Below are 24,327 nucleotides of genomic sequence, written 5' to 3' on the forward strand. Positions count from 1 at the left end.
AACAATGAAGAAAACATTTTTAAAAGTGGCACAAGATGGTCACTTTTTTGATAAACATCAAAATATTTTAGTAGCAGTTTCTGGAGGCAATGATTCTATGGCTCTACTAGAATATTTACTGGCCACAAAGGATAGTTTAGGTCTCACCCTCGGTATCGCACACGTTAATCATAAACAACGATTAGAATCTGATGATGAGGAAAAATATCTAAAAGAATTTGCCAATCAACATGGTATCCCTATTTATATTGATTATTATCCAGATGCTGTTTTTTCCGAAAAAAAAGCCCGTGATTTCCGCTATCGTTTTTTTGAAAATATTATGCAAGAAGAGGCCTACACAGGTCTAGTAACTGCCCACCATGCTGATGATCAAGCAGAAACCATTTTAATGCGTTTCCTTCGAGGTAGTCGGATGCGCTATCTTTCTGGTATTAAAGCCGTTCAAGATTTTGGACCTGGACAACTAATTCGTCCTCTTTTATCCTTTAAAAAATCAGAACTGAAAGCCTCTTTTTATTTTGAAGATGCAAGTAATCAAGAGGATAGTTATTTCCGTAATCGAATTCGAAACAACTATCTTCCACAATTAAGAGAGGAAAATCCTCAATTTTCAGATTACCTACTGGATTTTGGTCAAGAAATGACTCAACTTTTTCAGGCTTTACAAGATTTAACCCAGAACTTGGATGTAAACGATTTATCTTTATTTAGACAGCAAAGTTCAGCAGTCCAGAATTTTTTATTACAAAATTATCTAGCGAACTTTCCTGATTTACAATTATCCAAATCTCAGTTTGCAGAAGTATTGACTGTTCTTCAAACCAAAGCGAATTATGAGCAAAAATTGAAAGATGATTATTTTTTAAGAAAGGACTACCAAAAGTTTACTATTTCTAAAATCCAACCCAAGACGGATGATATGAAAGAGGAATTTGTGATAGACTCAGAAGGTATTTTTGAATTTGGAAATTGTATATTTTCATTTGATAAAAAGCTAGCAGGGGCAAATCAGATTCTTCTTGTCCAAAAAAACAGCCCAATTTTGCTGAGATATCGCAAGAATGGAGATCGGTTGACGTTGAATGGTATTGATAAAAAACTTAGTCGCTATTTTATTGATAATAAAATACCAGCAGAGATACGGCGAAAAACGATTATTATTGAACAGAAGGAAAAGATTTTTGGATTGGCTAATCTTGCTACCAGTGATTTGAGTAAATCCCTAAAAGATGATATAATGAAAACCAAACTATATATAAAAATGAAAGAGTAAATGACTATGTTGGAAAATGATATCAAAAAAATTCTTATTTCTGAAGCTGAAATCATTGAAAAAAGCCGCGAACTAGGTAAAAAATTGACTGAGGATTATCAAGGAAAAAATCCTATTTTGGTTGGTATCTTGAAAGGTTCTATTCCATTTATGGCTGAGCTGATTAAACATATTGATACTCATCTAGAAACGGAATTTATGGTTGTTTCTAGTTATCACGGTGGAACAGAAAGTAGTGGTTCGGTAAAAATTATCAAAGATATTGATTCAGATGTTTCCGGTCGTGACATTATTTTTATCGAAGATATCATTGATACAGGACGTACTTTGAAAGAGCTGAAAGATTTATTTGCATTTAGAAAAGCTAATTCAATCAAAATTGTAACCATGTTAGACAAACCAGAAGGTCGCGTTGTAGAAATTGATGCAGATTATACTTGTTTTACTATTCCGAATGAATTTGTTGTCGGATTCGGCCTGGATTATAATGAAAATTATCGAAATCTGCCATATGTTGGCGTTTTAAAAGAAGAAGTTTATACCAACTAGAAAAAAGGTTATTAATAAAAGATGAACAATCAAAAAAATAAAGGATTTATTCGAAATCCTTTTCTCATTATTTTGCTGTTAGCGACCATCATCACTGGCTATCAATTTTTTAATGCGGGCGCACAGGTCGCAACTCAGGAAATCACTTATTCTGAATTGGTGACAGTTTTAAAGGATGGGAATGTTAAAAAAGTTACTTACCAGCCAAATAGTAGTATTATTGAGATCAAAGGTGAATATAAAAAACCTGTAGAAGCAAAAAATGAAATTGCATCATCTATTAAGCTTTTTCAAGTTTCAGATACAACAAAATATGAACAATTTTCTACTATTATACTAGCAGCAGATTCGACACTCTCAAAACTGCAAGATTTAGCAGAAGAAAAAAATGTTACTGTAAAAATTATTCCTGAAAGTTCAAATGGAATTTGGTTGAGTATCCTTCTCAATATTGTTCCGTTTGGAATTGTCATTATAATTTTCATGATGATGATGAACCAAGGTGGCGGTGGTGCCCGTGGTGCCATGAATTTTGGTAAAAACAAAGCCAAAGCATTGGAACAAAACCACATTAAAATTCGTTTTTCTGACGTAGCAGGAGCTGAAGAAGAGAAGCAAGAGTTGGTTGAAGTCGTTGAATTTCTAAAAGATCCAAAACGTTTTACGAAACTCGGAGCTCGTATTCCAGCCGGTGTTCTCCTCGAGGGCCCTCCAGGAACTGGTAAAACATTGCTTGCAAAAGCAGTAGCTGGTGAAGCAGCTGTGCCATTCTTCTCTATCTCAGGTTCTGACTTTGTTGAAATGTTTGTCGGTGTTGGTGCTAGCCGAGTGCGATCTCTTTTTGAAGATGCAAAAAAAGCAGCTCCAGCTATTATTTTTATCGATGAAATTGATGCCGTTGGTCGCCAGCGTGGTGTCGGAATGGGTGGCGGTAATGATGAACGTGAGCAGACACTCAACCAACTCCTAATCGAGATGGATGGATTTGAAGGAAATGAAGGGATCATCGTCATTGCAGCAACAAACCGCAGCGATGTATTAGATCCAGCTCTCCTGCGTCCAGGTCGCTTTGATAGAAAAGTTTTAGTTGGACGACCTGATGTTAAAGGTCGTGAAGCCATCCTTAAAGTACATGCTCGCAACAAGCCACTCGCAGAGGACGTTGACTTGAAGTTAGTTGCTCAACAGACACCAGGTTTCGTTGGTGCAGATTTAGAAAATGTCTTAAACGAAGCAGCCCTTGTAGCAGCTCGACGCAATAAGAAAAAAATCGATGCTTCTGATATTGATGAAGCAGAAGACCGTGTAATTGCTGGTCCATCTAAGAAAGACCGGACTATCTCTCAAAAAGAACGTGAAATGGTGGCCTATCATGAAGCAGGACATACTATTGTTGGCTTAGTCCTATCCAATGCTCGTGTTGTCCACAAGGTAACGATTGTCCCTCGTGGTCGTGCTGGCGGATATATGATTGCTTTACCAAAAGAAGATCAGATGTTGCTTTCTAAAGAGGACATGAAAGAACAATTGGCAGGACTCATGGGTGGGCGTGTCGCAGAAGAAATTATCTTTAATGCTCAGACAACAGGTGCCTCTAATGACTTTGAACAAGCAACTCAGATGGCTCGTGCAATGGTTGCCGAGTATGGTATGAGTGAAAAAATGGGACCAATGCAGTATGAAGGGAACCATTCTATGTTTGGTGGTTACACGACTCCAAAACATATTTCTGAACAAACAGCTTATGAATTAGATAATGAGGTACGCCAGTTATTGAACGATGCTCGTGACAAAGCTGGAGAAATCATTCAAGCCAATCGTGAAGCCCATAAACTTATAGCGGAAGCTCTTCTCAAATATGAAACTCTGGATAGTGTTCAGATTAAGTCTATCTATGAAACGGGTAAAATGCCTGAAATAAGTGATGATGAAGATGTCCATGCCTTAAGCTACGAAGAAGTCAAAGAAAAAATTCCGGATTAAATAAAATATACAGAATTTATATATCTAGATTGAAGAAAAATCCATTTTGGATAATTTTCTTCAATCTTTTTTCGTTGTCCCAAAAAGATATGTTGAAAATAGTGCCATAGCAGTATTTGTAAAGGCATGGTAATCTTTCATTATAAAAATAACTTTTCATTTTGAGTGGAATTAGAAGATTTGTATAGGAGTATTGGACCATTGGTTAAGTTTTTTATTTTTTAAGAATCATTCCCCTTTTTCTTGAACTTAGATTTATCAAGGTTTAAGGATCACCTAAAAAGAAAAATCGCCACGGTCTGTAGCGATTTTTCCCTTTATGAGCCATCATTCAACGTCAAAGCGTTATAATAGTAGTGCAACTATAGCTATTAGCGAGGTCTCACATGAAAATTATAACACAACTCAACCTCTTTGAGGACCATGAAATGGGCGATCTAGAAAAAATTTTGACTGTTCTGGATGGTTTGCCAGAAACCAACCTCTTCCAGTGTCTGGAAGAAAGACGTCGTCATGGACGTCGAGATTACAGTGTTCAATCTTACTTCATCGCCTACGTGTCTAAATTTATTTTACAGCTGGAAACCGACCAACAATTGATACGGCATCTGAATATGAATAGTCAGCTTCGACAAATATGTGGATTTGAAACGCACGGTGTCAAATTAAAGAACGGAACAAGGAAACTGGTTCACGCTCCCTCCAAATCGGCCTTTTCACGTTTTATTCAAGATTTGGTAGAACTCTGTCCCGATATTGAGTACTGGGTTCAGTCAGGAGTTTCAGGCCTCTATGAGCTCCTTCCTGATTTCGGTAAGGAACTGGCTTTAGATGGGAAACTAATTGAAAGTTATGCGACTCCTTATGGTCAGAAAAAGAAAAAAGATAAGCGATCTGATCTGGATGCCGATTTCACTTGTAAAGAAAGACATGGTAAAAATGGGTACGTGAAAAAAGAAAATTACTATGGATTTCGCTGTCATCTCATCGTGGATGCCCATTACGAACTCCCGATTACCTGGGAAGTGACACCTGCTTCAAAGGGGGAACAGACTGTCGCTAAGAAGATGATTAGTCACCTAAGTGAGAAAGTTTTAGACAGAGCTCAGTATCTGATGGCAAAGTTGAAGACTGGAAACCAAGCGCATCTGGCGAGTTGGGTTGTTTAAAAAATCCCTCCACTTACAAGGGCCAAGTGCGCCCTTTTTTCAAGATTAGCTTTGAAATGACTAGTCAAGGTTAGAAAAATACCATTCTGCGGACAAGTTCACTCTCCATTCTTTTTAAAAATATACGAAATTATGAGAAAAAGGCAACAAGGGGAATGGTTCTTTAATATATCCTCTTGACAATTATCCAATATATTTGGTATAGTTAATAAGTTATCAAGTAATACTTTCCTCTGAGGAAAACTTCACTTTTTTTAAAAAAAGGAGAAAAAGTTCTTGACAGGGAAGGAAAGAGCTGATATACTAATATAGTTGTCGCAAGAGAGTGGCAGACAAGACCTTTGAAAATTAAAGAAGACGAACCAAACGTGCAGGGTGATTCATAGAAATATGAATCGTCATGAACAAAAAAAGAATAAATCTGTCAGTGACAGAAATGAGTGAAGACTCAAACTTAAATGAGAGTTTGATCCTGGCTCAGGACGAACGCTGGCGGCGTGCCTAATACATGCAAGTGGAACGCAACTTTTCTCCCGTTTCTTCGGAAACACCTGAGAAGTTGAGTCGCGAACGGGTGAGTAACGCGTAGGTAACCTACCTCTTAGCGGGGGATAACTATTGGAAACGATAGCTAATACCGCATAACAGTGTTTAACACATGTTAAACATTTGAAAGAAGCAAATGCTTCACTAGGAGATGGACCTGCGTTGTATTAGCTAGTTGGTAGGGTAACGGCCTACCAAGGCTCCGATACATAGCCGACCTGAGAGGGTGATCGGCCACACTGGGACTGAGACACGGCCCAGACTCCTACGGGAGGCAGCAGTAGGGAATCTTCGGCAATGGGGGCAACCCTGACCGAGCAACGCCGCGTGAGTGAAGAAGGTTTTCGGATCGTAAAGCTCTGTTGTAAGAGAAGAACGGGTATGAGAGTGGAAAATTCATACTGTGACGGTATCTTACCAGAAAGGGACGGCTAACTACGTGCCAGCAGCCGCGGTAATACGTAGGTCCCGAGCGTTGTCCGGATTTATTGGGCGTAAAGCGAGCGCAGGTGGTTACATAAGTCTGAAGTAAAAGGCAGTGGCTCAACCATTGTATGCTTTGGAAACTGTGTAACTTGAGTGCAGAAGGGGAGAGTGGAATTCCATGTGTAGCGGTGAAATGCGTAGATATATGGAGGAACACCGGTGGCGAAAGCGGCTCTCTGGTCTGTAACTGACACTGAGGCTCGAAAGCGTGGGGAGCAAACAGGATTAGATACCCTGGTAGTCCACGCCGTAAACGATGAGTGCTAGGTGTTGGGTCCTTTCCGGGACTCAGTGCCGCAGCTAACGCATTAAGCACTCCGCCTGGGGAGTACGGCCGCAAGGCTGAAACTCAAAGGAATTGACGGGGGCCCGCACAAGCGGTGGAGCATGTGGTTTAATTCGAAGCAACGCGAAGAACCTTACCAGGTCTTGACATCCCTCTGACCGTCCTAGAGATAGGATTTCCCTTCGGGGCAGAGGAGACAGGTGGTGCATGGTTGTCGTCAGCTCGTGTCGTGAGATGTTGGGTTAAGTCCCGCAACGAGCGCAACCCCTATTGTTAGTTGCCATCATTTAGTTGGGCACTCTAGCGAGACTGCCGGTAATAAACCGGAGGAAGGTGGGGATGACGTCAAATCATCATGCCCCTTATGACCTGGGCTACACACGTGCTACAATGGTTGGTACAACGAGTCGCAAGCCGGTGACGGCAAGCTAATCTCTTAAAGCCAATCTCAGTTCGGATTGTAGGCTGCAACTCGCCTACATGAAGTCGGAATCGCTAGTAATCGCGGATCAGCACGCCGCGGTGAATACGTTCCCGGGCCTTGTACACACCGCCCGTCACACCACGAGAGTTTGTAACACCCGAAGTCGGTGAGGTAACCTTTTAGGAGCCAGCCGCCTAAGGTGGGATAGATGATTGGGGTGAAGTCGTAACAAGGTAGCCGTATCGGAAGGTGCGGCTGGATCACCTCCTTTCTAAGGATAAGGAACCTGTACGTTTAGTCTTCTTTAATTTTGAGGGGTCTTGTTTAGACAAAAGAGACCACAAACGTCAATTTGTGGGGCCTTAGCTCAGCTGGGAGAGCGCCTGCTTTGCACGCAGGAGGTCAGCGGTTCGATCCCGCTAGGCTCCATTATCTAGGATAGAAAGAGATGTTCGGCTTGCCGAAATTTCTGTAGAAAAACAGGAAACAGACGCTGTGTGCTTGCACACAAGGAAGTTTATCATTTTTCCTAAGAAATTAATCTCGTGTTCAACTAGATAAGATGATATTTGAATATGAACCTAAACTTTCTAGGAATAAGTCGTAACCACCTAGTGTCTGTCGACACGTTGCTGGTTTCAACCTTATTCTACGCAAGTTTTGCGACAGGTCGCACCGGTTCTTTATATCATGAACTTGTCCATTGAAAATTGAATATCTATCAAATTCCATATAACTTTGTAAAGAAGTTATATGAATAGTAACAAGAAAATAAACCGAAAACGCTGTAAATATTTTAATGAGTTTACTAGTTTAGAAAAACTAGAAATAAGGTTAAGTTAATAAGGGCGCACGGTGGATGCCTTGGCACTAGGAGCCGATGAAGGACGTGACTAACGACGAAATGCTTTGGGGAGCTGTAAGTAAGCAATGATCCAGAGATGTCCGAATGGGGGAACCCGGCATGTAATGCATGTCATCCATGACTGTTAAGGTCATAGGAAGGAAGACGCAGTGAACTGAAACATCTAAGTAGCTGCAGGAAGAGAAAGCAAAAGCGATAGCCTTAGTAGCGGCGAGCGAAACGGCTGGAGGGCAAACCGAGGAGTTTACTCCTCGGGGTTGTAGGACTGCAATGTGGACTTAAAGAGTATAGAAGAATGACATGGGAAGGTCAGCCGTAGAGAGTGAGAGCCTCGTATTCGAAATAGTCTTTATACCTAGCAGTATCCTGAGTACGGCGAGACACGCGAAATCTCGTCGGAATCTGGGAGGACCATCTCCCAACCCTAAATACTCCCTAGTGACCGATAGTGAACCAGTACCGTGAGGGAAAGGTGAAAAGCACCCCGGAAGGGGAGTGAAATAGAACCTGAAACCGTGTGCCTACAACAAGTTCGAGCCCGTTAATGGGTGAGAGCGTGCCTTTTGTAGAATGAACCGGCGAGTTACGTTATGATGCGAGGTTAAGTTGAAGAGACGGAGCCGTAGGGAAACCGAGTCTGAATAGGGCGACATAGTATCATGATGTAGACCCGAAACCATGTGACCTACCCATGAGCAGGTTGAAGGTGCGGTAAGACGCACTGGAGGACCGAACCAGGGCACGTTGAAAAGTGCTTGGATGACTTGTGGGTAGCGGAGAAATTCCAAACGAACTTGGAGATAGCTGGTTCTCTCCGAAATAGCTTTAGGGCTAGCGTCGACATAGAAGAATCTTGGAGGTAGAGCACTGTTTGGATGAGGGGGCCATCTCGGTTTACTGATTTCAGATAAACTCCGAATGCCAAAGATTTATGGTCGGCAGTCAGACTGCGAGTGCTAAGATCCGTAGTCGAAAGGGAAACAGCCCAGACCACCAGCTAAGGTCCCAAAATAATTGTTAAGTGGAAAAGGATGTGGGATTGCACAGACAACTAGGATGTTAGCTTAGAAGCAGCTATTCATTCAAAGAGTGCGTAATAGCTCACTAGTCGAGTGATCCTGCGCCGAAAATGTACCGGGGCTAAAACAATTTACCGAAGCTGTGGATAACACATTAAGTGTTATGGTAGGAGAGCGTTCTATGTGTGGAGAAGGTATACCGTGAGGAGTGCTGGAACGCATAGAAGTGAGAATGCCGGTATGAGTAGCGAAAGATGGGTGAGAATCCCATCCACCGTAAGACTAAGGTTTCCAGGGGAAGGCTCGTCCGCCCTGGGTTAGTCGGGACCTAAGGAGAGACCGAAAGGTGTATCCGATGGACAACAGGTTGATATTCCTGTACTAGTGTATATAGTGATGGAGGGACGCAGTAGGCTAACTAAACCCAGCGATTGGAAGAGCTGGGCTAAGCAGTGAGGTGTGGAATGAGTCAAATGCTTATTCCTCTAACATTGAGCTGTGATGGGGAGCGAAGTTTAGTAGCGAAGTTAGTGACGTCACACTGCCAAGAAAAGCTTCTAGCGTTTAAATATACACTACCCGTACCGCAAACCGACACAGGTAGTCGAGGCGAGTAGCCTCAGGTGATCGAGAGAACTCTCGTTAAGGAACTCGGCAAAATGACCCCGTAACTTCGGGAGAAGGGGTGCTGGCATTTATGTCAGCCGCAGTGAATAGGCCCAAGCAACTGTTTATCAAAAACACAGCTCTCTGCTAAATCGTAAGATGATGTATAGGGGGTGACGCCTGCCCGGTGCTGGAAGGTTAAGAGGAGTGCTTAGCGCAAGCGAAGGTATGAATTGAAGCCCCAGTAAACGGCGGCCGTAACTATAACGGTCCTAAGGTAGCGAAATTCCTTGTCGGGTAAGTTCCGACCCGCACGAAAGGCGTAATGATTTGGGCACTGTCTCAACGAGAGACTCGGTGAAATTTTAGTACCTGTGAAGATGCAGGTTACCCGCGACAGGACGGAAAGACCCCATGGAGCTTTACTGCAGTTTGATATTGAGTATCTGTACCACATGTACAGGATAGGTAGGAGCCATTGAAGTTGGGACGCTAGTTTCAACAGAGGCGCTGTTGGGATACTACCCTTGTGTTATGGCTACTCTAACCCAGATAGGTTTATCCCTATCGGAGACAGTGTCTGACGGGCAGTTTGACTGGGGCGGTCGCCTCCTAAAGAGTAACGGAGGCGCCCAAAGGTTCCCTCAGATTGGTTGGAAATCAATCGCAGAGTGTAAAGGTATAAGGGAGCTTGACTGCGAGAGCTACAACTCGAGCAGGGACGAAAGTCGGGCTTAGTGATCCGGTGGTACCGTATGGAAGGGCCATCGCTCAACGGATAAAAGCTACCCTGGGGATAACAGGCTTATCTCCCCCAAGAGTTCACATCGACGGGGAGGTTTGGCACCTCGATGTCGGCTCGTCGCATCCTGGGGCTGTAGTCGGTCCCAAGGGTTGGGCTGTTCGCCCATTAAAGCGGCACGCGAGCTGGGTTCAGAACGTCGTGAGACAGTTCGGTCCCTATCCGTCGCGGGCGTAGGAAATTTGAGAGGATCTGCTCCTAGTACGAGAGGACCAGAGTGGACTTACCGCTGGTGTACCAGTTGTCTCGCCAGAGGCATCGCTGGGTAGCTATGTAGGGAAGGGATAAGCGCTGAAAGCATCTAAGTGCGAAACCCCCCTCAAGATGAGATTTCCCATGATTTTATATCAGTAAGAGCCCTGAAAGAAGATCAGGTAGATAGGTTGGAAGTGGAAGTAGTGCGAGCTATGGAGCGGACCAATACTAATCGCTCGAGGACTTATCCTAAGAATAAGTAATAGAGGGCGTTAAGAATTCTGTATGAAAATAGGAATCTGACGACGAGTCACTAAGACTCTAGAAAGATTATCTTTTTCACTAAGAATTTAGCCCGAGTATAATTCATAAACCGAAGTCAATATTGACAGCGCGGTAAAAACTTGTTAGAATATAGATATTCAATTTTGAGTTGACAAGACTCAACGTTAAGTGACGATAGCCTAGGAGATACACCTGTACCCATGCCGAACACAGTAGTTAAGCCCTAGAACGCCTGAAGTAGTTGGGGGTTGCCCCCTGTGAGATACGGTAGTCGCTTAGCACTTATCCGCCATAGCTCAGTTGGTAGAGCGCATGACTGTTAATCATGATGTCACAGGTTCGAGCCCTGTTGGCGGAGTAAAGAGAATTCTTTATTGTGTATGGTCCGTTGGTCAAGGGGTTAAGACACCGCCTTTTCACGGCGGTAACACGGGTTCGAATCCCGTACGGACTATATCTTAGGAGCTTAGCTCCTTTTTTGTTTGAACGAAGAGACAGTTAGTGTGAGATTGTGTGATGCCATTGTTTTTTTGTATTTTTTTAGATGGAAATATGCTTAAAAAACAAAACAAAGGAGCTAATTATCTGTAAATAAGACTAGCTCCTTTGTTTGTTTTATTTTTCTAACCGTTCTCTTATGTCTTCAGGGAGAGTTGCTTCGAGGAGTATCTTGGCTTTTGAGTTTCCTTTTTGCCTTATTTGGCCATCTATTTGGAGACTTTCTATGTTGGATCCTTCTTTTATTTCTAAACTATGGACATCTTGGCCATTTGTTTCGATATTGCCTCCAATATGGAGTTTTTTGATTTTACCGCCAGTTTGTAGTGAGAAAGCAATGGCTTTGAGTGATTTAATTTCTCCTTTGACGAGTGATTCACCTATGTTTCCGTATGTCGTGATTGAGTCTTCGATTAGAATTTCCCCAACTGGTTTTGAAATTTGCATACCAATTGATCCATCTCCATGTGTGGTGATAGATTTGAAGGATGCATAGTCAATGGTTCCATCATATTGATTGAAACCACGAGCACCTGAACCATATGTTACAATTTCCTCTTTCGCGTGGAAATGCTCTACCTTACCAAAGTTTACAAATCCTATTCCTGAAGTTCCATAACTTTTGATAGGTTTCTCTGTAATCCAATGACCGACGTTTCCCCAGACATCTAAAACCATATCATTGACACCATAGGTTGTGACGCTACCTTTTGAGTGAATACTCTTAGCAGCTGCTCCTGTTAGGATAAAGATTCCTCCGGTAATCAGATTTGGTTGACCAAAAGGGATCATGCCGTTTGAGTAGATATCATCGGTGATTAGCTCTTCGAGTTGGACCGAGCCACCAGTTTCGTTGAATCCTGCAATGAAAACTCCGGATCCTAATACGGGTGCATGTTGACGACCGATGGAAACCTGTCTAATAGTAGCGTGTATGCTAGAAGTCGGATCTTGGTTATAATTATAGACTGTTAGGGCTCCTTGTTGAACAGCTGCTCCATATTTTAGTGGTTTTTCTGTTCGATTTCGCGAGTCGCTAAATGGGATATCTAGATGGTCAACAAGCAGATTCATTGTTTTGTTTGGAGTTCTCGTCAATAATTGTACTTGCCCAGTTACTGTTAGATTACTTAGGGTCATTGTTCCTAAATCTTCCTCAGTAGATGAGATATAGATTGCCCGGTCTTGGGCTGAGGTTTGGATAATTAAATCTGCAAGGGTGTTATTTTTGTTTAGGGCAATTCCATCACTGGTTGAAAAGGAGAGTATGCTGGTTTGATTTTCCTGGCCTCTTAGACGGACACCTTTGGCTAGGGTAATAGAATGAGGAATCAGGATGGAAGAAGTGATAAGGATATCATTGTTTTCTTCCGAGATAGCTGATAGTAATTCTGATAATTGTTTGACTTGATTTGCCATATTTTTTCTCCTCTTTAAAAGATGACTATAGTATACTCCTAAATTTTAATTTTGTTAAACAATCGGTTTTCTTTTACTACTGGGGATGCTATAATGAATATAGAGAAATAGATAAAGGAGGAATAGTATGAAACAGATCCTATTATTTGGTGGAAGTGGTTTTTTGGGACAGAGTCTTCTGGAGCAACTAGCTAGCCAAGACGTAAAGGTTTACGCAGTTACTCGAAAATTGACAGATGACTTGCTTCAAAAAAAGACAAAATCGATTGAGTGGATTGAAGCTGATCTATACCAGCCATCTGAATGGAGTTATCTTCTAGAAGATATTGATGTGGTGATTGATTTAGTTGGGATTGTTCGAGAAGATCTTGAAAAAGGCCTTACCTATCAGCATGTTATTTTTGACGCTGCCAAGACCATTGCGGATGCTATGGAGGATTCAAAGGGTAAGACTTTTATCTACGTTTCAACCAACCTTAACACAGATCATACACCTGAGAAATACCGTCAGACTAAAAAAGAGACTGAAGATTATCTCTTAAATAAAGCTTTTTCTACAGTCATTTTGAGACCTGGCTTTATGTATGGGTCCTCACGTCCAGAAAAAGTGGCATTAGCCGAAAAAATATTGGCCAATTTGGAGCAGGATAGTCCAGCCTGGGCAGGTCGTCCGATTCTAGTTGATGATGTTGCAAAAACAATAGGGACGATCATTTTAGATGGACCAGAACGTCAAATCTATGAATTAGAGCATATGCACTAAAATAGGCGGTAGGTTAAGTCTTTATCAGTTTTTTGCCTGCTGGCAAGTGATAAGACAAGGCAATCACATTCTTGTCTTATTTTTTCATTTATTTAGGCTCAAACTTTTCTTTAATATTTTTACAGTTAGAAGCCTATTTTGCTATACTAGCTCAATGAATGTTTTGTTTGGAGGTTTCTATGAAGATTGTTGTTGCCATCGATTCCTTTAAGGGGTCAGCCAGTTCAGTTGAAGTCAATAGGAGTGTCGAAAAGGCTATAAAGCTTGTTTTACCGGACGCCAATATAAAAATGTTTCCTATTGCTGATGGTGGTGAGGGAACTTTAGAGGCTTTGAAGCTTGTTCTTGGCGGTGAATACTGTTCGGTTTCTACTATTGATTTGATGGGGCAACCGATTCAAGCTAGTTTTTTGAAAGTTGGAAATACTGCTTTTATCGAATCCACTTCTGTAGTAGGTATGGATAAAATTATCCCTTCTCCTGAAACTTTTGAGCAAGCAAACTCCTTTGGTTTAGGAGTTCTTCTTAAGGAAGCAGTTCATCAAGGTTGCCAAGAAATCTACTTGACTTTGGGAGGAACAGGTTCATCTGACGGTGGTCTTAGTTTGTTAGAAAGCTTTGGCTTTGATGAAAAAACGTTCAAACTTCAGTTTCCGGCTAGTTGGGAGGATGTGAGGCTTACTGGTTTGACGGATGTGCAAAATATCTATGCGGGGAAATCTGGTTTTGCACACGTTTTTGGGAAACAAAAAGGTGGGAGCGATCTACAGGTGGAAGCTAGGGACCAGGTTGCCTCTGATTTCGCCTTATTAGTAAAGGAACAAACTGGCATCGATCTCCAAGCTGTTGCAGGGTCTGGAGCAGCTGGTGGTTTGGGAGCTGCTATCTTACTTTTGGGTGGTCGATTGGAATCAGGTTTTGATCGAATTGCCTCTGTCCTTTGTTTGGAAGAAGATATAAAAGATGCTGACTTAGTCATTACAGGAGAGGGGCGGTTGGATAGTCAGAGTAAGGAAGGAAAGGTTCCCTATGGCCTAGCTAGTTTGGCTAAAAAACATGGGGTTCCTATCATAGCAATTTGCGGTATGATCGCAGACGATACGGACTGGATTGGAGATGATTTTTTGGGAATCTTTTCTATTCAAAAACAGATTCTTTCACTGCAGCAAGCTATGGATAAGGAAGAGACTTTAAGAAATTTGGAGTTTGTCACACGTAATATTTTACAAGTATTCGTAAAGAATTATTAAGTCAGCTTTCTTAAGGAAATTGTTTTAGGTAGAACAAAGACAGAGAGAAATTTATCTTTTCTGATAGTCTATTTTCATGGAAAAGAAGGTTCCAATTATAAAATATGTCATATAATGAAGCTGAAATCAAGGATTTGATGGCATCAATATGTAAAGTCACTGGAAATATATATAAAAATGGATGTAGCGTGAGAATGTTTTCATACATTTTTTCCTATGTAGGAGATGTTTTTGGGTAAAAATACTTGCCCAGTTAATCTTTTTGTGTTACTATTAACTAGTTAACTAAAAAAGGGGTGAATCTATGAATCAGGTAGCTTATCAAATCGATCAAGCCTTGCATGAAATTGTTCTGTCTTCGGAAAATCAATTGGAAATCTTGGTGGGTTCTTGCCAAAGTAATGTAAGGCTGACCAATACTCAGGAGCACATTTTGATGCTGATTGAGAATAGTTCCTATACGAGCTCAGAAATCGCCAAGCAACTTAAGGTTAGCCAAGCCGCAATTACTAAGGCTATCAAGTCTCTGATTGCTCAAGATATGTTGGTTGCAGTACGTGATAGCAAGGATGCACGCGTGGTCCGTTATAGTCTAACGGAGATTGCGAAACCCATAGCAGCTGAGCATACTCATCATCATGTTCATACTATTGCGGCCTACGAGGAAGTCTTGTCAGCTTATTCGAAAGAGGAGCAGGCTATGATCGGACGTTTTATGAAGGATTTAGTAGGAAAAATTAAAGAATAAGATGAGATACATTACAGTAGAAGGATTGGAGTTTCATTATGACAATGAGCCAGTTCTAGAGAACATCCATTATCATTTGGATAGTGGTGAATTTGTGACTCTGACAGGGGAAAATGGAGCAGCTAAGACAACTTTAATTAAAGCTACTCTTGGTATTTTAAAACCTAAACAGGGAAAAATTGTCATTTCCGAAAAGAGTATTCGAGGTCAGAAATTGCGGATGGCCTATCTTCCTCAGCAAATTGCTTCTTTTAACGCTGGTTTTCCCAGTACAGTATATGAGTTTGTTAAATCGGGTCGCTATCCGCGTCAAGGATGGTTTCGTCGATTGAATAAACATGACGAGGAACATGTAAAGGCTAGTTTAGAGTCCGTTGGTATGTGGGAGCACAGAGGTAAGCGCCTAGGGTCATTAAGTGGCGGTCAAAAGCAACGAGCTGTTATCGCTCGGATGTTTGCTTCTGACCCGGATATCTTCATTTTGGATGAGCCGACGACTGGCATGGATAGTGGGACCAAGGACGATTTTTATCGTCTTATGCATCATTCAGCCAAGAAGCATGGCAAGTCCGTTTTGATGATTACTCATGATCCAGATGAACTCAAAGATTATGCAGATCGTAATATTTATCTGGTCCGCAATCAACATTCTCCTTGGAGATGCTTTAATGTCCATGGACAAAATCAGGAGGTGACTGAATATGAATCTCTTTGATTTGAGTATTTTGAACTATGAATTTATGCAACGGGCCTTTCTGGCGGTCATTGCGATGAGTATCTTTGCACCGATTTTGGGGATTTTCTTGATTCTACGTCGCCAAAGTCTCATGTCGGATACTCTTAGTCATGTTTCCTTGGCGGGCGTCGCTTTTGGTGTGGTGCTTGGAATCTCACCAACTATTTCAACAGTGGTAGTAGTTCTTGTAGCAGCTATTTTCTTGGAATATTTGCGAACGATTTACAAAAATTTCATGGAAATTGGGACAGCTATCCTCATGTCAACTGGTTTGGCCCTTTCTTTGATTATCATGAGTCGGGCTGGTGGTCGTAGTAGTATCAGCTTAGACCAATATTTATTTGGCTCTATTGTGACCATCAGTCAAAAACAGGTTATCGGTCTCTTTGTCATTGCAGCGGTAGTCGTTTTTTTGACCTTACTTTTCTTGCGACCTATGTATATTTTGACTTTTGATGAGGACACAGCTTTTGTTGACGGTTTGCCTGTACGGGTCATGTCTATCGCTTTTAATATGTTGACGGGTGTTGCTATTGCTCTCATGATTCCAGCAGCTGGGGCGCTTTTGGTATCAACAATCATGGTATTACCAGCCTCTATCGCTCTTCGAATTGGGAAGAGTTTTCGAACGGTAATCTTTGTCGGGATGGTAATTGGTTTTGTCGGGATGGTAGCGGGTCTTTTTTCTTCTTACTATGCAGAAACGCCAGCCAGTGCTAGCATTACCTTAATTTTTATCAGTATTTTCTTACTGGTCAATGCAGTTTATAAATTTAAAAAATAGGAGGAACTTATGAAGAAGTTATTAAAGTTAGGTTTAGGCCTTTCTGTTTTTGCCTTGGCGGCTTGTGCTAATGGTGGAGGAGCTAAGAAGGATGGAGAGATTGATATTGTTACAACCTTCTACCCTGTTTATGAATTTACCAAACAAGTTGTTGGCGATGATGCCAATGTGGAACTTTTAATTCCAGCAGGAACTGAGGTTCACGACTTTGAACCATCGGCTAAAAATATTGCCACAATTCAAGAGGCAGATGCCTTTGTCTACGAGAATGAAAATATGGAAACTTGGGTTCCACATCTCTTAGAATCAGTGGATGCTGAGAAAGTGAATGTAAATAAGGCAACTGAAGGGATGTTGCTCTTGCCAGGTGGCCATGAGGATCATGATCATGAAGAAGACCATGACCATGAAGAAGAAGGGCATCATCATGCCTTTGATCCGCACGTTTGGCTATCTCCTTCTCGTTCTATCCAGTTAGTGGAGACTATTCGTGATGGATTGTCAGAAAAATATCCTGAGAAAAAAGAAGACTTCGGGAAAAATGCTGCGGCTTACATTGAGAAGTTACAGGATTTGGATAAGGAATACACAGATACCTTGTCAGCTGCTAAACAAAAATATTTTGTTACCCAACATACAGCCTTTGCTTACTTGGCTTTGGATTATGGATTGAAACAAGTCTCTATTACAGGACTTTCTGCTGATGAAGATCCAACACCAGCTCGTTTGGCTCAATTGACCAACTACATCAAAGAAAACGATATCAAGTACATTTACTTTGAAGAAAATGCTTCTAAATCGATTGCTGAAACTTTAGCTAAAGAAGCAGGGGTCAGCTTAGATGTGCTCAATCCCTTGGAGAGTTTAACAGATGAGGCCATGAAAGATGGTGCAGATTACATTTCTGTTATGCAGGATAATTTGAAAGCATTGGAGAAAACAACTAGCCAACCTGGTAAAGATATCGTTCCAGAAGAAGGTGAAGCAGCTAAGACAGTTTACCAAGGGTACTTTGAAGATAGTGCTGTTAAAGACAGAAGCTTATCAGACTATGCTGGTGATTGGCAATCTGTCTACCCTTACTTATTGGATGGTACCTTGGATCAAGTCTGGGATTACAAAGCCAAACTATCTGGTACGATGACAGCTGCAGAGTATAAAGAATACTATGATACCGGCTATAAAACAGATATCAATCAAATCAAAATTGATGATAAGACTATGGAATTTATCATCAATGGTGAGTCTCATAAATATAACTACAAGTACGTGGGCTATAAAATTTTGACTTACAAAAAGGGAAATCGCGGTGTTCGTTTCTTATTTGAAGCGACAGATACAGATGCTGGTGACTATAAGTTTGTTCAGTTCAGTGACCACAAAATCGCTCCGGGAGAAACAGATCACTTCCATATCTTCTACGGTGGTGAAAGCCAAGAAAAACTCTTCGAGGAAATGGAAAAATGGCCGACTTACTATCCAAGTGATATGAATGCAATGGAAATTGCTCAAGAAATGCTGGCTCATTAAGAAATAGAAGGTGCTGATTTATCGGCATCTTTTTCTTGACAACTTTCGATTACAAATGTAAACTTATACTCAAAGAAAATCAAACATATAGTCGAATGAATGAACGAACGTTAAGACTGGAAAGGCAAGATGCGGATAGCTCAAATAGTCTGGGGATAGTTTGTTTGAGCTTGGAAACTTGAAAATAAAAGGACCCAAGTTTCTCTTAACTGGAGTAGGGCCAGCCGATAGTGACAAGTTATCAACGTTCCTTCAAATGACTGTAAATGAGACAAAGTGATACAAATATAGTCAATGGTGGGCAAAGAGCTTTATCAATATATCATGTTGGTTTTCAAAGATTATTCGATAAGAAAGAAGGTGAAAAAAGACATGGAACAGGCAATTTCAGCGGCTGAATGGCAGGTTATGCGGGTCTTGTGGGCCCATCCTGGTTCTACCTCTCTCTTTATTATTCAAGCCTTGGAAGATGGGTTTGACTGGCAACCTGCAACCATCAAGACTCTCTTGGGACGGTTACGCAAAAAAAATTATCTGAGCATGGAGAAAGTTGATACTAGGTACCATTACTGGCCCTTGGTTGGAGAGGGAGAGCATCTTAATCTGCAAGTTCAAACGATTCTAGAGAACTCCTGCTCTACTAAAAATGTAGATTTGGTGCGTCATCTTTTACAGGTGGGTTCTTATTCGAAAGCAGATTTAGAGGATATTCAAAAAGAAATTCGAGTTCAGATAGCGACAGCAGCCGATCGTTTAGTTTGTCATTGTCTACCGGGTCAGTGCACTTGTGGTCACCATCATTAGGAGGTTATTATGAAACAAATTGTAGTAGTTGAGAATATGTCTTGTCAAAATTGTATCAAGCATGTCACCAGTCACTTTCTAACATTAGAAGGCGTCTCAACTGTAGAAGTCCATTTGGATACTAAAGAAGTAATTCTTAGCACGGAAAAAGAACATGAGTTATCGGAGTTTCAAACGAGTTTGCAAGACACGGTTTATGAAGTTCTTGCGATTAAAGAATAAGAAAAGGATGGGCTCATCGTGCTCATCCTTTTAATTTTTCTAAAAGACTCTGTATCGGCAATTGAATTTGCTCAATATCGACCATGTTCCAGAAGCCATCATTTTTGGTACGGGGAATCAGATGGACATGAAAATGGGTGCCCTCATCCATCAGTTCGACTAAATAAGCCTCGGTTTCAATCAATTCATGTAAAACTGGAAGGGGAAGTTGCGTCAAACTCTCGTAATGATTTTCACTAATGAGGAGCAGATGGCCGGTTTGAATCGGGTCGATATCAAAGACTAGTTTAAAATGCTGGGTACGATAGAGTACGGCTGAATCACTGATATGGTGGCAAAAAATACATTCTTTCATAAGGACTCCTTTCTTTTATTATAAACTAAAAAATTATTTTTACAAATTTCTCTTTGTTTAGAATAAAATGCGAACAAAAGAGATGAGAAGGAAAAAGGAGAATAAAATGAGAAAACGGAGACGATCAGTTGAATTAGTATTCGGTCTAGGGCTAACACTCCTAATCGCGCTTACTATGATAGTTTGGACAATGGAGAGAGCTGACGAAAATAGTCCTCGGCAGGCTCCTAGCCCTGAATCTAAAAGTCAAACTGTAGCCAATGAGACACATGAGGTAGAGTCAACAGAGGTAGTGAATCAAGTTCAGATTTCATCTTCAGTTACGACTCCTCCTATTTCTGAGGAAGCACCTGTGCTAGCTAGTTCGAATCTTGCTGGTATGCAGTTAGATCAAGTGATGGCTGGAGATTTTTCAAGTATGGAAGGCCTATGGGTGAATGGTGATGGGAATACTCTGAGATTTGATTCAAGAGGTCTCATTGATGGAGCTGGGCAGATTCAAGGCCTGAAAGCTAGTAGTAATGGAACGGCTAGAGGCTATTTAGCAGCTGCGTAATTCGGAGGTGTCAGCTTAGAGCTGTTGCCGGCTGGCTCAATTTTTTCTGACTATACATACTATATAGAAGACCAGGAAACGGTTGCTTTCGATACTTCAGATAAGGAACAAGACCGGATCTGGTTAGGACAGGACTTCTCTCAAATAGCAGAAGCATCTACATATTACTATCGTAGTAATTAATGAAAAATAGTCTGGGATAAATAGTTTAATATTAAACATAAAAAGCGAACAAAATCCGTATTCTGAGAGCCAGAAAACGGATTTTGTTCGCTTTTAAATTAAATAGAGCAGTTCATAGAACTTGATAATAAAACTTTTCTTAAGATAGAATTTTTTTATTTTAAATACCTATATTACAGTATTGATTTTATAAGCTTATTTAATAAGTCAATACAAAGTATTTTTTCTTGCCACGACGGATAACCGTTAATTCATCACCAATTTTGTCTGTATCTGACAGGTTGTAATTCAAATCTTGGATACGATCTCCATTGATGTAGATGGCGCCGTTTTGGACATCTTCACGCGCTTGGCGTTTTGAGTTTACAACGCCTGAAGCTACCAGAATTTCAACGATGTTGAGATCATCATCTGCCTGGACTGCATAGTTAGGAACATTGCTGAGACCTTGTTTGAGCTCTTTTGCAGAGAGATTCTTGATGTTTCCAGCAAAGAGTTGCTCGGTGATATTGAGGGCTTGGTTATAGGCTTCTTGACCATGGACTAAGGTCACAACTTCCTTAGCCAAAACTTTTTGAGCCAAGCGTTGGTGACGAGCTTCATCGAATTCTTTTTCGATGCTAGCAATTTCATCTAGGGTCAAGAAAGTGAAAATCTTGAGGAAGCGGATGGCATCATCATCCATCACATTGAGCCAGAATTGGTACATTTCATAGGGAGAAGTTTTATCAGCATCCAACCATACGGCATTTCCTTCTGATTTACCGAATTTTTTACCGGTTGAATCTGAAATGAGGGGAACGGTCATCACATGACCGGTTTTATCAGCCTTCCGACGAAGTAATTCAGTGCCAGCTGTCATATTGCCCCATTGGTCAGAACCGCCTACTTGCAGAGTAACATTGTGTTTTCTATTCAACTCGTAGAAGTCGTAGCCTTGCATGATTTGGTAAGCAAATTCGGTATAGGAGATGCCTGTTTCAATCCGTTTTTTGACAGACTCCTTACTCATCATGTAGTTGATGGTGAAGTATTTACCTACATCACGGAGAAAATCAATGAAACTGACATCACTAAACCAATCATAGTTATTGACCATGGTAGCCTTGTTCTCACCTGTCTCAAAATCAAGGAAACGGGATAATTGCCCTTGAATCTTGCCAACCCAGCTATCAACGGTTTCTTTTGTTTGGAGGCTTCGCTCTGCATCTTTAAAGGAAGGATCACCAATGAGGCCAGTTGCTCCTCCAACCAAGGCATAAGGCTGATGGCCAGCCAACTGGAGATGGCGGTTGACAATGATGGGGACTAGGTGTCCGAGATGGAGGCTGTCCGCTGTAGGATCGTAGCCGGTATAATAAGAAACTTGGCCCTCTGTTAGAGCTTTAGATAGGGCCTCTTCGTCAGTGGTCTGAAAAACCAGACCTCTGGCTTTTAGTTCTTCAAAAATGTTCATAATTACTACCTTCTTACTTTCTTATCTTCTTATTATATCAGATAGGAAAATTTCGTCAAATACTTAAAAGTATGGTAAAATAGGAAAGATAAGGAGTTATTTATGACGACTAAAACGGATATAAAAAAGAAATTTAAAAAATGGTCTAACAATTTCGACCTGACTCTTGGGGATGTGTTTGGTATCATTTTGCGCACCTTAAAATTATTAACAAACTTTTTTGCGATCCTTGTTTTCCTCGGTGGTCTTTTTGGGGCAGGAGTTGGTTTTGGCTACATAGCCAGTCTTTTTGATAGTGTCAAAGTTCCAGAATCTGCTGCCCTGGTCAGTCAAGTTTCAGAGTTGACTCGCATTTCTAAGGTGGTTTATTCAGATAATAGCTTGATTTCAGAAGTTAATTCTGACCTTTTGCGGATTCCCGTTGGCGGTGATGCTATTTCTGATAATCTCAAACACGCAGTGATTGCGACCGAGGATGAAACTTTTGAAACGCACAACGGGGTCGTACCCAAGGCGGTTATCCGTGCAGCTCTAGGATCGGCCGGTATTGGTTCTTCTAGTGGTGGTTCGACTCTGACTCAACAGTTAATCAAACAGCAGGTTGTTGGAGATGCCCCTACTTTCACTCGTAAGGCTAATGAGATTGTTTCTGCCTTGGCCTTAGAACGTAGCATGAATAAGGAAGAAATCCTGACAGCCTATCTCAATGTTTCTCCCTTTGGCCGTAACTTCCAAGGGAAAAATATTGCTGGTGCAGAAGAAGCTGCTCGCGGTCTTTTTGGCAAAGCGGCGGCTGAATTAAGCGTACCACAAGCGGCCTTTATTGCTGGTTTGCCGCAGAGTCCGATTGTCTACTCGCCCTATTCTTCAAATGGGACCTTTAAATCTGACGAAAACATGGCTTTTGGTATTGAACGTCAAAAAGCTGTTCTTTATAACATGTATCGTTCGGGTTACCTCAAGAAAGAAGAATATGATGCTTACCTAACCTATGATATTAAGCAAGATTTCTTGCAACCACAACCAGTTACTGCTGATACAAAAGACTATCTTTATTACGCGGTTATGGAAGAAGCCGAAGCAGCCATGTACAACTATTTGGTGAAACGTGATCAGGTTTCTGCGAATGACTTGAAAAATGATAAGACCATTAGTGCCTATAAGGATCTGGCCAAACAAGAATTAAGTCAGGGTGGCTATACTATTACCAGTACTGTTGATAAGGGACTATACTCGGCAATGCAGTCGGTCGTGGCAGATTATGGAAACGTTCTGGATTATGGTGGTGGCCTAGTTGAAACGGGTTCTGTTGTGTTGGACAACCAAACTGGAGCTATTCTTGGTTTCATTGGTGGTCGTAATTACAGGGAGAATCAAAATAATCACGCTCTAGATACTGTACGTTCGCCCGGTTCGACTGTCAAGCCTTTCTTGGTGTATGGTGTGGCCATTGACCAAGGACTCATGGGATCTGCCTCCATTCTTTCCAATTATCCAACTACTTTCTACGATGGCACACCAATCATGCACGGTGCTAGTCGTGGTACAGGTATGATGGACCTTCAAAAAGCTCTTAATACTTCTGCTAATATCCCTGCTTTTTGGACCTATAAACTCTTGCAGGAAAAGGGTGTCAATGTTAAGTCTTATATGGATAAGATGAACTATAAAATCCCTTTGTATGATATTGAGAGCTTGCCACTAGGTGGTGGAGCGGAAACCACTGTCGCAGGAAATACAAATGCTTACCAAACCTTAGCCAATAATGGTATCTATAATGAAAAATACATTGTTGAAAAAATTACAGCTCACGATGGTACGGTTGTTTACCAACATGAGGCCAAACCAATCCAAGTTTATTCTGTAGAGGCAGCTAGCATTATGACTCATCTCATGCGAGGAGTTCTTGCTTCGGGAGAGACCTCTACATTTGCAAGTCGTTTGGCAGGTATCAATCCGGCAGCAGCTAGCAAGGATTTAGTGGGTAAGACTGGTACAAGTAATGATACAGCAGATGTTTGGCTCATGGTCTCTAGTCCCCGTATTACAATCGGTACTTGGGCTGGTCATGACGACAATACGGGTATGGATTTCTATACAGGATACAATAACAATGCAGCCTATGTTTCTTACCTAATTAGTACCTTGTACAATACGAATCCAAGTCTATTTGATGGTCAGTTCACTCTGTCTGATGGGGTGATTGCATCGAGCGTTATGTCCTCGACTGGTATGACGCCAGGTACAACGACTTATAACGGTCGCTCCTTTACCGTTTCTGGAGGGATGACAACCAGTTATTGGGCTAAGAATGGAGCTCCAGTGACCAACTATAACTTTATGATTGGAGGAACGCCTAGTGACCGGACGAGAGCTTGGAATACTCTCTTCCCACCTAAGGATCCACCAAAAGAACCATCTAAACCGAAACCAAATTCTAGTTCAACAACAGAAGAAAAAAACAACAACTAGAATTTGACTTGTGACATTCAAATCTCTTGCAGATAAGCACTGTTTATGGTATAATTATTA

General features: G+C 41.4%; 17 protein-coding genes, 3 tRNA genes and 3 rRNA genes. 20 read left to right on the forward strand and 3 right to left on the reverse strand.

What is annotated here, in order from left to right:
• Positions 1-4: 4 nt before the first annotated feature.
• The 10 genes from tilS to BN1356_RS01680 all read left to right on the forward strand — a co-directional run bounded on the left by tilS (position 5) and on the right by BN1356_RS01680 (position 10,945).
• Complete coding sequence (gene tilS / locus BN1356_RS01635) at positions 5-1,276, forward strand: tRNA lysidine(34) synthetase TilS (RefSeq protein WP_093649692.1); 1,272 nt, start codon at positions 5-7, stop codon at positions 1,274-1,276.
• 6 nt (positions 1,277-1,282) lie between these two features.
• The gene (hpt, locus tag BN1356_RS01640) at positions 1,283-1,825 is read left to right on the forward strand and encodes a hypoxanthine phosphoribosyltransferase (protein ID WP_093650035.1); all 543 of its coding nucleotides are present in this window, start codon (positions 1,283-1,285) and stop codon (positions 1,823-1,825) included.
• A gap of 21 nt (positions 1,826-1,846) precedes the next feature.
• Positions 1,847-3,808: an ATP-dependent zinc metalloprotease FtsH gene (ftsH, locus tag BN1356_RS01645; protein ID WP_093649693.1), complete on the forward strand. Its 1,962-nt coding sequence runs from the start codon at positions 1,847-1,849 to the stop codon at positions 3,806-3,808.
• 386 nt (positions 3,809-4,194) lie between these two features.
• On the forward strand, positions 4,195-4,977 hold the full coding sequence (locus BN1356_RS01650; RefSeq protein ID WP_245620276.1) for a transposase: 783 nt from the start codon (positions 4,195-4,197) through the stop codon (positions 4,975-4,977).
• A 454-nt stretch (positions 4,978-5,431) separates the two neighbouring features.
• A 16S ribosomal RNA gene (locus tag BN1356_RS01655) occupies positions 5,432-6,990 on the forward strand.
• A gap of 85 nt (positions 6,991-7,075) precedes the next feature.
• Positions 7,076-7,148 (forward strand) — tRNA-Ala (locus tag BN1356_RS01660).
• Between the two features lie 403 nt (positions 7,149-7,551).
• Positions 7,552-10,458 (forward strand): 23S ribosomal RNA (locus BN1356_RS01665).
• Positions 10,459-10,655: 197 nt separating this feature from the next.
• Positions 10,656-10,771: ribosomal RNA gene (rrf, locus tag BN1356_RS01670) — 5S ribosomal RNA — on the forward strand.
• The 16S, 23S and 5S rRNA genes sit together here with 3 tRNA genes alongside, the layout of an rRNA operon.
• Before the next feature lie 5 nt (positions 10,772-10,776).
• A tRNA-Asn gene (locus BN1356_RS01675) sits at positions 10,777-10,849 on the forward strand.
• Positions 10,850-10,873: 24 nt separating this feature from the next.
• Positions 10,874-10,945, forward strand: a tRNA-Glu gene (locus BN1356_RS01680).
• A gap of 161 nt (positions 10,946-11,106) precedes the next feature.
• Here BN1356_RS01680 and BN1356_RS01685 read toward each other — a convergent pair.
• On the reverse strand, positions 11,107-12,408 hold the full coding sequence (locus BN1356_RS01685) for a hypothetical protein (RefSeq protein ID WP_093649694.1): 1,302 nt from the start codon (positions 12,406-12,408) through the stop codon (positions 11,107-11,109).
• 127 nt (positions 12,409-12,535) lie between these two features.
• On the opposite strand from BN1356_RS01685, the gene BN1356_RS01690 reads away from it, so the two are divergent.
• From BN1356_RS01690 to BN1356_RS01725, 8 genes are all read left to right on the forward strand, one after another.
• Entirely contained in the window at positions 12,536-13,171 is a 636-nt protein-coding gene (locus tag BN1356_RS01690) for an SDR family oxidoreductase (RefSeq protein ID WP_093649695.1), read from the forward strand.
• Between the two features lie 179 nt (positions 13,172-13,350).
• Positions 13,351-14,421, forward strand: coding sequence for a glycerate kinase family protein (locus tag BN1356_RS01695; protein WP_093649696.1), 1,071 nt, complete (start codon positions 13,351-13,353; stop codon positions 14,419-14,421).
• A 304-nt stretch (positions 14,422-14,725) separates the two neighbouring features.
• Entirely contained in the window at positions 14,726-15,169 is a 444-nt protein-coding gene (locus BN1356_RS01700; RefSeq protein ID WP_093649697.1) for a zinc-dependent MarR family transcriptional regulator, read from the forward strand.
• A 1-nt stretch (position 15,170) separates the two neighbouring features.
• Positions 15,171-15,884 carry a metal ABC transporter ATP-binding protein gene (locus tag BN1356_RS01705; RefSeq protein WP_093649698.1) on the forward strand — a complete coding sequence of 238 codons (714 nt, stop codon included), beginning with the start codon at positions 15,171-15,173 and terminating at the stop codon, positions 15,882-15,884.
• A complete protein-coding gene (locus tag BN1356_RS01710) occupies positions 15,871-16,689 on the forward strand; it encodes a metal ABC transporter permease (RefSeq protein WP_093649699.1) in 819 nt (272 codons plus the stop codon). Before BN1356_RS01705 ends, BN1356_RS01710 begins: the two co-directional genes overlap by 14 nt.
• Positions 16,690-16,698: 9 nt before the next feature.
• Positions 16,699-18,219: a zinc ABC transporter substrate-binding protein AdcA gene (locus BN1356_RS01715; protein ID WP_093649700.1), complete on the forward strand. Its 1,521-nt coding sequence runs from the start codon at positions 16,699-16,701 to the stop codon at positions 18,217-18,219.
• Positions 18,220-18,591: 372 nt separating this feature from the next.
• On the forward strand, positions 18,592-19,023 hold the full coding sequence (locus BN1356_RS01720; protein WP_093650036.1) for a BlaI/MecI/CopY family transcriptional regulator: 432 nt from the start codon (positions 18,592-18,594) through the stop codon (positions 19,021-19,023).
• A 9-nt stretch (positions 19,024-19,032) separates the two neighbouring features.
• Positions 19,033-19,245 (forward strand): heavy-metal-associated domain-containing protein, encoded by a 213-nt coding sequence (locus tag BN1356_RS01725; RefSeq protein WP_093649701.1) that lies wholly within the window; start codon positions 19,033-19,035, stop codon positions 19,243-19,245.
• Between the two features lie 22 nt (positions 19,246-19,267).
• Here the strand turns inward: BN1356_RS01725 and BN1356_RS01730 are convergent, their stop codons facing one another.
• A complete protein-coding gene (locus tag BN1356_RS01730) occupies positions 19,268-19,600 on the reverse strand; it encodes an HIT family protein (RefSeq protein ID WP_093649702.1) in 333 nt (110 codons plus the stop codon).
• 106 nt (positions 19,601-19,706) lie between these two features.
• Here BN1356_RS01730 and BN1356_RS01735 point away from each other — a divergent pair, with 106 nt between their 5' ends.
• Positions 19,707-20,156 carry a DUF6287 domain-containing protein gene (locus BN1356_RS01735; RefSeq protein WP_093649703.1) on the forward strand — a complete coding sequence of 150 codons (450 nt, stop codon included), beginning with the start codon at positions 19,707-19,709 and terminating at the stop codon, positions 20,154-20,156.
• A gap of 382 nt (positions 20,157-20,538) precedes the next feature.
• Here BN1356_RS01735 and tyrS read toward each other — a convergent pair whose 3' ends face one another.
• Positions 20,539-21,795, reverse strand: coding sequence for a tyrosine--tRNA ligase (gene tyrS / locus BN1356_RS01740; RefSeq protein WP_093649704.1), 1,257 nt, complete (start codon positions 21,793-21,795; stop codon positions 20,539-20,541).
• Positions 21,796-21,897: 102 nt separating this feature from the next.
• On the opposite strand from tyrS, the gene pbp1b reads away from it, so the two are divergent.
• Entirely contained in the window at positions 21,898-24,267 is a 2,370-nt protein-coding gene (pbp1b, locus tag BN1356_RS01745) for a penicillin-binding protein PBP1B (protein ID WP_093649705.1), read from the forward strand.
• Positions 24,268-24,327: the final 60 nt, after the last annotated feature.

The sequence above is a fragment of the Streptococcus varani genome (assembly GCF_001375655.1).
Lineage (GTDB): Bacteria > Bacillota > Bacilli > Lactobacillales > Streptococcaceae > Streptococcus > Streptococcus varani.

Excerpts from the sequence above, each read along its gene's own strand:
- tilS (WP_093649692.1), top strand. The coding sequence starts at position 5 with ATGAAGAAAACATTTTTAAAAGTGGCACAAGATGGTCACTTTTTTGAT.
- hpt (WP_093650035.1), top strand. The coding sequence starts at position 1,283 with ATGTTGGAAAATGATATCAAAAAAATTCTTATTTCTGAAGCTGAAATC.
- ftsH (WP_093649693.1), top strand. The coding sequence starts at position 1,847 with ATGAACAATCAAAAAAATAAAGGATTTATTCGAAATCCTTTTCTCATT.
- BN1356_RS01650 (WP_245620276.1), top strand. The coding sequence starts at position 4,195 with ATGAAAATTATAACACAACTCAACCTCTTTGAGGACCATGAAATGGGC.
- BN1356_RS01685 (WP_093649694.1), bottom strand. The coding sequence starts at position 12,408 with ATGGCAAATCAAGTCAAACAATTATCAGAATTACTATCAGCTATCTCG.
- BN1356_RS01690 (WP_093649695.1), top strand. The coding sequence starts at position 12,536 with ATGAAACAGATCCTATTATTTGGTGGAAGTGGTTTTTTGGGACAGAGT.
- BN1356_RS01695 (WP_093649696.1), top strand. The coding sequence starts at position 13,351 with ATGAAGATTGTTGTTGCCATCGATTCCTTTAAGGGGTCAGCCAGTTCA.
- BN1356_RS01700 (WP_093649697.1), top strand. The coding sequence starts at position 14,726 with ATGAATCAGGTAGCTTATCAAATCGATCAAGCCTTGCATGAAATTGTT.
- BN1356_RS01705 (WP_093649698.1), top strand. The coding sequence starts at position 15,171 with ATGAGATACATTACAGTAGAAGGATTGGAGTTTCATTATGACAATGAG.
- BN1356_RS01710 (WP_093649699.1), top strand. The coding sequence starts at position 15,871 with ATGAATCTCTTTGATTTGAGTATTTTGAACTATGAATTTATGCAACGG.
- BN1356_RS01715 (WP_093649700.1), top strand. The coding sequence starts at position 16,699 with ATGAAGAAGTTATTAAAGTTAGGTTTAGGCCTTTCTGTTTTTGCCTTG.
- BN1356_RS01720 (WP_093650036.1), top strand. The coding sequence starts at position 18,592 with ATGGAACAGGCAATTTCAGCGGCTGAATGGCAGGTTATGCGGGTCTTG.
- BN1356_RS01725 (WP_093649701.1), top strand. The coding sequence starts at position 19,033 with ATGAAACAAATTGTAGTAGTTGAGAATATGTCTTGTCAAAATTGTATC.
- BN1356_RS01730 (WP_093649702.1), bottom strand. The coding sequence starts at position 19,600 with ATGAAAGAATGTATTTTTTGCCACCATATCAGTGATTCAGCCGTACTC.
- BN1356_RS01735 (WP_093649703.1), top strand. The coding sequence starts at position 19,707 with ATGAGAAAACGGAGACGATCAGTTGAATTAGTATTCGGTCTAGGGCTA.
- tyrS (WP_093649704.1), bottom strand. The coding sequence starts at position 21,795 with ATGAACATTTTTGAAGAACTAAAAGCCAGAGGTCTGGTTTTTCAGACC.
- pbp1b (WP_093649705.1), top strand. The coding sequence starts at position 21,898 with ATGACGACTAAAACGGATATAAAAAAGAAATTTAAAAAATGGTCTAAC.